Source organism: Kamptonema animale CS-326 (assembly GCF_028330895.1).
GTDB lineage: Bacteria > Cyanobacteriota > Cyanobacteriia > Cyanobacteriales > Microcoleaceae > Kamptonema > Kamptonema formosum.
Map to the genome: position 1 here is coordinate 1 of NZ_JAQMUA010000248.1, position 10,476 is coordinate 10,476.

General features: G+C 43.0%; 11 protein-coding genes. 9 read left to right on the forward strand and 2 right to left on the reverse strand.

The window, feature by feature from the left end:
- Nucleotides 1-231 precede the first annotated feature (231 nt).
- On the forward strand, nt 232-975 hold the full coding sequence (locus PN499_RS14535; protein WP_272032696.1) for an HAD family hydrolase: 744 nt from the start codon (nt 232-234) through the stop codon (nt 973-975).
- On the opposite strand, the gene PN499_RS14540 is transcribed toward PN499_RS14535, so the two are convergent.
- On the reverse strand, nt 956-1,117 hold the full coding sequence (locus PN499_RS14540) for a hypothetical protein (RefSeq protein WP_272032697.1): 162 nt from the start codon (nt 1,115-1,117) through the stop codon (nt 956-958). The genes PN499_RS14535 and PN499_RS14540 overlap by 20 nt on opposite strands.
- 182 nt (nt 1,118-1,299) lie before the next feature.
- Here PN499_RS14540 and PN499_RS14545 point away from each other — a divergent pair, with 182 nt between their 5' ends.
- The 6 genes from PN499_RS14545 to PN499_RS14570 all read left to right on the forward strand — a co-directional run bounded on the left by PN499_RS14545 (nt 1,300) and on the right by PN499_RS14570 (nt 6,843).
- Entirely contained in the window at nt 1,300-1,644 is a 345-nt protein-coding gene (locus PN499_RS14545; RefSeq protein ID WP_019487240.1) for a hypothetical protein, read from the forward strand.
- A 250-nt stretch (nt 1,645-1,894) separates the two neighbouring features.
- A complete protein-coding gene (locus PN499_RS14550; protein WP_272032698.1) occupies nt 1,895-2,920 on the forward strand; it encodes an ABC transporter permease in 1,026 nt (341 codons plus the stop codon).
- A gap of 169 nt (nt 2,921-3,089) precedes the next feature.
- A complete protein-coding gene (locus PN499_RS14555; protein WP_272032699.1) occupies nt 3,090-3,662 on the forward strand; it encodes a hypothetical protein in 573 nt (190 codons plus the stop codon).
- A 221-nt stretch (nt 3,663-3,883) separates the two neighbouring features.
- Entirely contained in the window at nt 3,884-4,927 is a 1,044-nt protein-coding gene (locus tag PN499_RS14560; protein WP_272032700.1) for a hypothetical protein, read from the forward strand.
- A 105-nt stretch (nt 4,928-5,032) separates the two neighbouring features.
- On the forward strand, nt 5,033-5,851 hold the full coding sequence (locus tag PN499_RS14565) for an ABC transporter permease (RefSeq protein WP_465249965.1): 819 nt from the start codon (nt 5,033-5,035) through the stop codon (nt 5,849-5,851).
- A 65-nt stretch (nt 5,852-5,916) separates the two neighbouring features.
- Nucleotides 5,917-6,843 (forward strand): ABC transporter ATP-binding protein, encoded by a 927-nt coding sequence (locus PN499_RS14570; RefSeq protein WP_272032701.1) that lies wholly within the window; start codon nt 5,917-5,919, stop codon nt 6,841-6,843.
- Nucleotides 6,844-6,871: 28 nt separating this feature from the next.
- On the opposite strand, the gene PN499_RS14575 is transcribed toward PN499_RS14570, so the two are convergent.
- Nucleotides 6,872-7,828, reverse strand: coding sequence for a GNAT family N-acetyltransferase (locus tag PN499_RS14575; RefSeq protein WP_272032702.1), 957 nt, complete (start codon nt 7,826-7,828; stop codon nt 6,872-6,874).
- Between the two features lie 202 nt (nt 7,829-8,030).
- On the opposite strand from PN499_RS14575, the gene PN499_RS14580 reads away from it, so the two are divergent.
- Complete coding sequence (locus PN499_RS14580) at nt 8,031-8,243, forward strand: hypothetical protein (RefSeq protein ID WP_272032704.1); 213 nt, start codon at nt 8,031-8,033, stop codon at nt 8,241-8,243.
- A 541-nt stretch (nt 8,244-8,784) separates the two neighbouring features.
- Entirely contained in the window at nt 8,785-10,272 is a 1,488-nt protein-coding gene (gene pap, locus PN499_RS14585) for a polyphosphate:AMP phosphotransferase (RefSeq protein ID WP_272032706.1), read from the forward strand.
- The last annotated feature ends 204 nt before the right edge of the window (nt 10,273-10,476 follow it).

Below are 10,476 nucleotides of genomic sequence, written 5' to 3' on the forward strand. Positions count from 1 at the left end.
AAGTGGATCTGATAAAATGAGGGTAACATTATGTTTTTCGATAGGCAAGCGTGTAACAATTTGGCTGCCTATCTTTTTTTACCACAACTCGGCTCAATCTTTACCCCATAAGCCTTTGGGCCGGATTGTCACCCCCCCAGGACAATTACAAGTATTTAGCCAGATTTGATATAACAACCAACAACCAACAACCAACAACTAACAACTAACAAAACATAGGAGTTTACTAAATTGGTAAATATTAAGTGTCGGGGAGTTACTTTTTCAAATATCCAAGCCATCATTTTTGATAAAGATGGTACGCTCGAAGATTCACAGGAATTTTTGAGAAATCTGGGGTTAAAACGATCGCGCCTCGCAGACGCGCAAATTCCCGGTATTGGCGAACCCTTACTGATGGCCTTCGGCATCAACGGCGACAAAATCGACCCCACAGGCTTGATGGCCGTCGGCAGTAGGCGAGAAAATGAAATAGTAGCTGCTGGCTACATTGCCGAAACTGGCCGCAGTTGGTTAGAATCTTTAACCATTGCTCACCGTGCCTTTGATGAAGCCGACCAAATGTTAAAAAATACAGCACCTTCGCCTTTATTTGTCGGCAGTTTGGAAGTCCTCAAATATCTTTGCGAAGCGGGTTTAAAACAGGGAATTCTTTCAGCAGCAACCACTGAAACAGTAATAGCATTTGTGGAACGCCATCAACTCGGCGATTATATTCAGCTAAAAATGGGAGTAGATTCAGCTAACCTTAATAAACCCGATCCGGCGTTATTTCTGCAAGCTTGCGAGAAACTCGGCGTAGAACCCGCAGTAACTTTGATGGTGGGAGATTCCGGCGGCGATATTGAGATGGGTAAAAATGCAGGCGCAGCGGGTTGTATTGGGATTTGTTGGGGGAAAGCGAAGGCTAGCCATTTAGAGAAAGCGGATGTCGCGATCGCATCTCTGGATGAAATTAAAATTGTCGATCTGTAGATACGGCTTGAGACAGTATCTTTACTATCAGCCAGTCCTCCATTTGCGAACTCGCCGCGATCGTTTTAATTAGCACTCTTACTGCTAGAGTGCTAACGCCATCGGTAGATTCTCCGAAGGTAAACTCGCCAATATTTAGCACACTGTAAATTGCCTGAAACCCTTTATGCAGAAGGGTTTAGCTAATGTTATACAAATTTTTATTACAGATTGAACAGGGCTAATGTAAGCGATGTAACAATTATACTAGCTCAAATTTGCTATTAATAAAGTAAGCGAGTTAAAAATTACGCTCTTTCAATTTTAATACTTTTGGAGGATGGCATGAACTACACATTTGAAATATTGGGTGTCTCTCCGATTTTATCCTTCTTTAATCAACAGCAAAAAATTCTAGCGGAATCTCCCAGCACTGGTGTAGAATACTTGGCAAACCGTAAATGTACTCTAGATGCCTTTGTGCAATCAGTAGAAACAGTTTCTCCTACTCGCGGCTGGGATGGCGATCGAGTCGTAGAAGCAGTGATTAGCTTCTGGATGGAAAACTCAGAAAGCATCCACTATTGGAAGTGTAGATTACAGGATGCCGGCAGCGAAAACCTATTAGTGGCACGAGTTGCGGATATCAAGTCTTTACAGGCTACCTTTGAATCTCTTTTAGGAAAATAGGAATATTGGTAATGGGTAATTGGTAATTGGTAATTGGTAATTGGTAATTGGTAATTGAATCTGGGCCTAGAAACCGGGTTTTTGAGAGAATCTGTGGGTAACAACGAAGTATTTTCGTAAAAAACCCGGTTTCTTTGGTTAGGTGCGTAAGTCCTGTTAGTAAAAAACCCGGTTTCTTCGCTCGCAATGACACATAATATATTATGTTCATCTACACTTAGCAATTACCAATTACCAATTACCAAATATTATGTCCCGTTCTAAAGCCCTGCAATATTATATTTTCAGTCGTTTAATGCTGGCACCATTGATGCTGTGGACTATTACCACAGTAGTATTTTTACTGCTGCGAGCTACCCCCGGCGACCCAGTAGATGCAATTCTGGGGCCGCGAGCTCCGGCCAGTGTGAAAGAAGCTTTGCGATCGCAACTTGGTTTAGGCGACCCCCTGTGGCAGCAATACCTCAACTACATGAAAGACTTACTAAGTTTTAACTTAGGAACCTCGATCACCAGTCGCGGCCAAACCGTGTGGCAAATTATCCAAGATAATTTCCCCGCAACAGTCGAACTAGCAGTATTTAGCATGGCCATAGCCGTAATTGTCGGTGTCACCGTCGGTTCCCTGGCAGCATCCCACCCCAATACCATCCTCGATGCCGGAGGCCGTTTATTTGGCATCATCACTTACTCCATACCCGCTTTTTGGGCAGGTATGGTATTACAATTAATTTTCGCAGTCCAGTTAGGTTGGTTTCCCTTGGGAACCCGATTTCCTGTCACTTTCCCCCCGCCACAAAACCTCACCGGACTATATGCTATTGACAGTATTCTCAGCGGCAATATTAGCCAATTTTTCACAACTTTACACTATTTAGCACTCCCTAGCATGACGCTAGGAATTCTCCTCAGCGGCATTTTCGAGCGAATTGTGCGAGTTAACCTCAAGCAAACTTTGCAAGCGGATTATGTAGAAGCAGCTAGAGCTAGAGGTATTCCCGAATTACGGATTTTATGGGCTCATGCTCTGAAAAATGCCCTAATTCCAGTAATCACAGTTTTAGGATTAACTTTTGCCGCACTTTTAGGCGGTGCAATCTTAACAGAAGTAACATTTTCTTGGCCTGGGTTAGCCAATCGACTCTATCAGGCAATTTCCGATCGAGATTACCCAACAGTACAAGGAATTGTGGTATTTTTTGCGGCAATTGTCGTGGTTGCTAGCATTGTTATCGATCTTTTAAATGCCTATATCGACCCGCGAATTAGGTACTAAAATTTATTGGTAGTACCGCCGTCTTGGTGGCATTCTTTACCGCCAAGATGGCGGCGTTACGAAGGGTGATACGTCAATCTACTTACTTATCCGCTTTGAGAATGAGGACATCTTAATATTTTCTAGGTAATACTAGAAATAACAGATTTAAATTCTTGAGGAAATAGTAATGAAAATATGGCATAGCATGGTGGCTTTATCGGCTGTCTTCACTCCATTTATGGCGGAGGCTGCTTTCAGCCAGCCTTTAAATTCCGAGTTTCCCAGAGTATCAAACCCGGAAGTTTACGTACCGATTTGCTATATCGAAACTACAAATGGCGCAACTCTGGATTTAAGAACCTTGTGCGGCTCCAATTCTGCCAGCACTAGGACTGCTCCCGTGAGTAACAATCGCAATAATTCAGACAATAGAACCAATCCAGGCAATCCCCAAACTAATCCCACGAATAACCCTAATACTCCTAATACTCCTGATACTAGCGAAAGAATAAGTGTCCCTACACCTAATAATCAGGGTAGGAATACAGGTGGCAATCCTAACCCCGGAAATATTGGAAACCCGACATTTGGTAATCCCAATGGCAATCAATCTCCAGGTAATGGAACTAATACCGATGATGGCGTAGACTTTCCCGATAATACTGGGATTAATCTGCCGAGAGTTCCTTCGAGTGCTTTTGGGCCGGGAGGAACTGCACCAACTAGGGATAGTATTAATGGCCCTCAAAATCAGCAGTAATGAAAGTCTGTAGATGATATAGCGGTTTTCATTTGCATAATAACAGGGTAATTGCTCATGGCTAATTGCTAATTCAGAGCAGTAGCTACACATTGAAAACTGCTATACAAAATCCTCAAGGTTGGGATTTAAAAAAAAGTGTAATTCCTATTGGCGTGTTGGCGGTGGAAGTGCCAAGATAAGTTAAGCCAAAACTTTATTGCTAGGAGCGAACAACTCTCATGTCAAACTTAGTTCAGCACTTAGACATCACCGCTCATCCCCGACTAGAGCAATCGTTAGGCTATCAAGGAGACAGCCGTTGGGTAGCTTGGCACTGGGAGCCGGAAATCCAACAGCTTATGTACTCTGATGGCAAAAACTTTGGAACTGGCAAGAATATGGCATGGCAGATTTTCTTGCAACATCGGCTGGTTAATCCTTCTATAAAAGACTATCAGTTAGTCGAAAGCGATCGCAACTGGTTGCTTTTAGACAGACAAAGCCGAAATATCTATGTCGGCGAAGGGAAAGCCGTCCAAAGTTTGCTTGAACAGCCAGAAAGTTTAGCTTTACTCGCCTGTCTCGATGGCAATAACAATCCCATCAAAGAAACTGCTGAATCCGTACAACAGACACTAGGAAAATTTAGAAGTTCAGACACTTTCCGCCATCTGAGCAATTTTATTCCCCTCGGCATTGCAGTGGGTTTAATTGTTGCTTTAGGTGCGGGAACAAAATTATGGGTAGTGCCAACTGTTCAACAACAATTAGCGGAAAAAATTCCTGTCTCGCCAGTTAGTCCAGATGCTAACTGTGGTATCGGCAGTTCTAATGATTTTTCTGCTTATGTGGCTTTTTCGACGGGAGATACTGAGCTTCATGTGATTGGTGTGTATGAAGCACGAGCAGATCATAGTGGTGATAATCATCCTACTGGTACGATCGATGTAAGAGTAGAACGTCAAAATAAGCGCATCATTCTTGCACTTTCAGCTTACGAACCAGTCCGCTGGAATATTATCGCAGAACCAGGGGCGGAAATTGAAAAAATCATCGTCAATGGATACTACGAACAAACTATTTCTGGTGTTGGAGGAATTCCCATCGAACAGTATACCTACAACGGAAATGGAAGTTCCCTCGGCAACTTTACTTACCAATGGGGTTCTCCTTCTGAAAGAATTAATACGCCGTCACTTGTCGATGTCCTCGAACAGCTCAATAACACAAATGTAACTTCTTTTCAGGGATGCTACCGAGGCACAAGTTTTTCGATTAAATGAGGAGTATAGCTAGGGACTAGGGGAAGAAGGGAATAGAATCTATGGTGGCAGGAAATCAGAGTGTGTTAAATGCCTTGGCGGTTGCTATAAAATAGTAGAGTTGGCATGGCCAGCTCTACTGGATTTATCCCTTCCCAAATTTCCCCTTTTATGAAATACTGGCACGAAACGCTGGCAGTAGCGCAGCGCATTTTAACTGAATTATTGCGGCGGCGACGAAGCTTGGTTTTCTGGAGTATTTTTCCAATTTCTGTGTTACTTCTCAACGGATTTATCTTGGCAGAACGTGCTAAGCTCACAACTGCCAAAGCTTTTGAAAGTGCTGCTCCCGCAACTTTGGTAGGTGCGGCGCTATTTTTTAGTTGTTTAGGTGGTAGTGTGGCAACGGTGGTAGCAGAGCGAGAACAACAAACTCTTAAACGTTTGTTTATTTCACCCCTCAGTGGCACGTCTTACTTTCTAGGGATTTTTGTTGCTCACAGTTGTATTGGCATTGGTCAGACACTTTTAGTATATGCGATCGCGGCATTTTTAGGAGCACAATTTCAAGGTTCTATTCCTTTAGGATGTCTGATTATCTTATTAAGCATTATCTCTTATGTTGGCGTTGGCTTCATCCTGGGTACGCAATTTGCACGACGCACTGAAGATGTTAATTCGTTGGTAGCTGCTTTTGGCGTTCCTCTATTAATTTTAGGTGGTGCATTCTTGCCAGCTTCGCTATTTCCCAAAAATCTACTAGAACTTGCTAAATACAATCCGATTTATCACATGAATGAGGCCTTGATAGGTGTCTGGGCAAACGGTAAAGAGTTGTCTGATATTGGGTATCACTTCTGGTTTTTATCTGTATTTGCTGTTTTAATGGTAGGAGGCGGTTGGCTGTCTTATCGGCGGATGTTGAGCGTAGAGAGAAGACTTTAAGGGAGTTTAATTGCCCGTAACGCCGCCCTCTGGGAGGCGTTACGATAATTTGAGGGATAGAAAAAATGCTACAAATTGATAAGTTAAGTAAGTCTTATAGCAATCGTCCAGTTCTTGAAGATTTAACACTCCATATTCCAAATGGAGAAATTTACGGTTTGCTAGGGCCGAATGGTGCTGGCAAAACTACTACTATCAATATTTTATGCAATTTATTGAGAGCGGATAGCGGGAAAATTACAATCAATAATCTCCCTATCTCTGAGGCGACTAAATCTTTAATAGGCGTTGCACCGCAAGAAAATTTGCTTTACAAAAGCCTTAGTTGCGAAGAAAATTTAAATTTTTTTGCTCAAATTTATGGGCTAGATATTAAGCTCCGTCGGTATCAGGTGCGGCAATGTTTAAAAGCCGTAAATTTGATCGACAGGGCAAATAGTCCGGTAGAAACTCTCAGCGGTGGAATGCAGCGAAGATTGAATATTGCTGTGGCTTTGGTACATCAACCTAAGTTGGTAATTTTAGATGAACCGACTACGGGTTTAGATATTGAGGCGCGTTATGAAGTTTGGGATTTAATTATGCGTTTGAAAGCACAAGGAATTACTATCTTATTAACTACTCATTTGTTAGATGAAGCTGAGCGTCTTTGCGAGCGAATTGGAATTCTTAAAAATGGGAAAATTTTGGCTGAGGGCAGTTTGGAAGAGTTGCAAAAATTGATTCCAGCGCAAGAAGTTATAATTGTCAAAACGCAGGAAGAAGAGAAAGCGATCGCGCGTGGTCGAGAATGCGGTTTCACCCCCCGCCGCTACGGTAGTGACTTGGCTTTTTGGTTGCCAGAACCTCTAGAATTAAAGGAGATTTTGTTGCGCTTTGACAGGATTTCTATTGACTCAATTGCGCGTCATCCGGTGCGGTTGGAGCATATTTATGTGGAGGTGACGCAACAAGAGGAAAAACTGAGTGTAACGCCGCCCTCTGGGCGGTAATAATACCGCCCAGAGGGCAGCGTTACATCTACAATAGTTTTACCCAGGAAAGCCAAGTTTCCACAGGGCGGAAACCAACAGATGTGTACAACTTCGTTGCATTTGTTAAGCTTTCGGCATCGACGCTGAGTTTAGCCGTATCTGCACCTGCGGCTTTTAAGTGATGCAATCCTGCAAGTAATACTGCTTTTCCTAAACCCATTTGTCGGAAACCGCGCCGCGTACCTAAAAACTCGATCCAGCCGTCGTTACTGCGGTTAAGGGCATTTTCTTCTGCTTTGATTTGGCAGTCGCAGAAAGCGGCAAAAGTACCATCGGGTGCGATCGCTACTAAGTCTAATTCTGGCTGATAACTGGTATCTTTCATCCACTGACGTACAGTTTCAACTGTTAAATCGTGGTGGTTCCAGTGATCGATAAATGACTCGTTGAACATTTCTACCCAAGGTTGAGCGTCTTTTTCGCCTGAGAGGTGAGATAATTTGAATTCTGCTGGAAATTCGGGTGTAGGAATTGCTTCCGATAGCGATCGCGCCATTGTTAAAAAGTAGCGATCGCTCGCGAAACCTTTTTTTTCTAACAAGCGGATTACTAAACTATTATTTTCGCGGGTGTAGGTACGCAATTTAACTGGCAATTTGCGCTCTATTCCTACTTCCTTCAACCGCTTTTCGCTCCAGTTAATTATGTCCTGTTCTAAACCTGCGTCACGCATTGAAGGATGGACATAAAACCAGAGATAACCGTCGATATCAATTTTTGATTCAGGGATATCTAACAGTGCTAAAGCTGTGAGTTTACCCCTAGTTTCCCACAATTGTACGTCGCGGGATTTGTCGAGGTAAGGTGCATTAAGTTTGAGTTTGAGTTCGCAAGCGGTTGCTTCTTCGTCTAATTGTTCGGCGGTTTGGCAAGCGTTTACTAAGTCTGCGATCGCCCGCCAGTCGCTTTCGCCCCTGTAGGAGCGCATGGTTAAAGTAGTCATAAAAAACTTGCAATCCGGTAATTCGGACTGTTCCTCTTAGTGGGTATTGCAAAATACGTACAGCGATTTAGGCTTGTGGTGTTATCGCCAACAAACCTATTAATTCCTAATCAGGCAAATGTTAGATATAGCGGTTTTCAGTTGTATGAGAATGGACTAATTGCTAATTGCTAATTGCTAATTGCTAATTGCTAATCGCTAATTGCTAATTAAAAGCAGTACCTATCCGATTTACAACTGGAATATCCGCATCTTGAGTCAAAATGCTGTCAGGAATTTAGTTATGGAAAAATTGGGAATTTTTAACAGCCGCCTCGGAAGACAGCTATTAGTATTTGAGAATGTTCTTGATAAAGTCACGAAACCTCTTTTTGTCACTGAGGCTTTCATACTTTATCGAATTATGCACTCATAAAAAATTTTTGCCCTTTTGGGGTAGTTTTGTGTGTAATTTGTATGTCAGTATCAGGCTGGATTTACGCCCAATCTTCGTAGATGGCGTTTCAAACTGTCACCAAACCTGCTGTTTAAGTAACGGTGATTTGATTGTAAAGCTGCTCAGAAAAGCTAAGTAAAGAAATTTTTCACCCCCGGTGAAGTCTTTGGTTTTTACTTTTGCTCTGTTTTATATTACATATTTTCTCAGGGATTTTCGCTTCCTCCCCTTGAGTGACCCACTAGGGTGAGGGAGAAATCGAACTTGTTTAAAAGTACCCTAACATTACTATAACAGCAGCCACTTTTTTTGGCAAGTTTTTAGGTTGGGAAGTTATGGGTGGGGTGTGGACTGTGACAGATTGTGGGCCAGTTGCGATCGCACATAACTTTTTTGTGAAATTTTAGAGTTTAAACTTAGACAGGCGTTAGACTGAGGGTTTAATTTCCAATCCCGCAGAATCTCACCTACCACTCCTCAAAACTTCCGCCTGCGTTCCCTCATTCTCAAAAATAAGCTGATGTTAGACAACCTCGATTTGAATTTATCCCTGGATAAAGAAACCTACGATTCTAAGATCGAAGTTTTGATGAAGCAGTTGCGATCGCTGCAAAAAGCCTGCTGGGAAAAAAAATTACCCGTAATTCTCGTGCTCGAAGGTTGGGCCGCTGCGGGGAAAGGTGCCCTCGTCAAAAAAATGGTAGGATACATCGACCCGCGCGGGTTTACAGTTCATCCCATTTGGCCTGCAACAGATGAAGAGCGCAGCTATCCCTTCCTGTGGCGGTTTTGGCAGAAACTTCCCGCTCGCGGACAAATGAGTTTTTTCTATCACAGTTGGTACACCCACGTCTTAGAAGATCGATTATTTGAGCGCGTTTCCGATGCTCAAGTACCAATGGTAATGCGGCAAATTAACGCTTTTGAGCGACAAATGGTAGATGACGGCGCTGCGATCGTCAAATTCTGGATACACCTGAGCAAAAAAGAACTTAAAGGCCGACTCAAAAAATTAGAAAGCGACAAATTGCAAGCATGGCGCGTGCGGCCAGAAGATTGGCATCAAGCCAAAAATTACGACAAATATAGAACCTTTGCCGAAGAAATGGTCGTACAAACCAGCACGGGCCCCGCACCTTGGACATTAGTAGAAGGAGATTGTCAACGCTGGGCCAGAGTCAAAGTTTTAACCCAAATGGCCGCCACAATTACAGAAGCGCTCGATCGCCTCCATCTGCAAAGTCCTCCCCTAGCGGTGACAATTCAAAACCGCCTCGAACCCACAGAACCAGATTTTCTCGCCCAAGTTAATCTTTCTCAAGTATTAACATCTGAAGAATACAAACAAAAACTCCGTCAAGAACAGGTACGTCTAGGCAAATTGCAACAGAGTCTTCATCAACAAAAAATGTCAGTATTAATCTTATTTGAAGGCTGGGATGCTGCCGGAAAAGGAGGAGCAATTAAACGCTTAACTGACATTTTAGACCCTCGGAGTTATGTAGTAAACGCCTTTGCCGCACCGACAGATGAAGAAAAAGCCCATCACTACCTGTGGAGGTTCTGGCGCAAGTTACCAAATGCCGAAAAAATAGCAATTTTTGACCGGAGTTGGTATGGTCGAGTAATGGTTGAGCGCGTTGAAGGATTTGCTACGGAAACCGAATGGCGACGTGCTTATCAAGAGATTAATGAGTTTGAAGAACAATTGACTTCTGCCGGCTGCGTTTTAATTAAATTCTGGCTGCACATCAGCCAAGAAGAGCAATTAAAGCGGTTTACAGATCGCCACGAAAATCCTTTTAAGCAATACAAACTCACCGATGAAGATTGGCGGAATCGAGAGAAGTGGCCGTTCTACGATGTAGCAGTAAATCAAATGATTCAGCGCACGAGTACGCCTGCGGCTCCCTGGACTTTGATACCTGCTAATGACAAATATTCTGCTCGCGTTAATGTAATTGAAACTGTGGTGCAAGCCATTCGGAATGAGTTAAAACGTAGATAATAGCTAGGGGCTAGGGGAAGAAGGGTTTAGAATCTAAGGGTTTCAGCTATGAGCGAGTGTCTTAACAGCCAGGGCAGTTGCTATATAGCATTTTTCAATTGGTAGGTACTACTTTTAATTAACAATTACCAATTGCCGATTATGAATTACCAATTATAGCTTGTAGGGTGGGCGCTCGCCGAAACTATATTAGGAAATCGCGAT

Bases quoted from the DNA above. Each gene is read 5' to 3' on its own strand.
- PN499_RS14575 (WP_272032702.1), bottom strand. From the start codon at position 7,828: ATGACTACTTTAACCATGCGCTCCTACAGGGGCGAAAGCGACTGGCGG.
- PN499_RS14545 (WP_019487240.1), top strand. From the start codon at position 1,300: ATGAACTACACATTTGAAATATTGGGTGTCTCTCCGATTTTATCCTTC.
- PN499_RS14560 (WP_272032700.1), top strand. From the start codon at position 3,884: ATGTCAAACTTAGTTCAGCACTTAGACATCACCGCTCATCCCCGACTA.
- PN499_RS14550 (WP_272032698.1), top strand. From the start codon at position 1,895: ATGTCCCGTTCTAAAGCCCTGCAATATTATATTTTCAGTCGTTTAATG.
- pap (WP_272032706.1), top strand. From the start codon at position 8,785: ATGTTAGACAACCTCGATTTGAATTTATCCCTGGATAAAGAAACCTAC.
- PN499_RS14570 (WP_272032701.1), top strand. From the start codon at position 5,917: ATGCTACAAATTGATAAGTTAAGTAAGTCTTATAGCAATCGTCCAGTT.
- PN499_RS14555 (WP_272032699.1), top strand. From the start codon at position 3,090: ATGAAAATATGGCATAGCATGGTGGCTTTATCGGCTGTCTTCACTCCA.
- PN499_RS14565 (WP_465249965.1), top strand. From the start codon at position 5,033: ATGGCCAGCTCTACTGGATTTATCCCTTCCCAAATTTCCCCTTTTATG.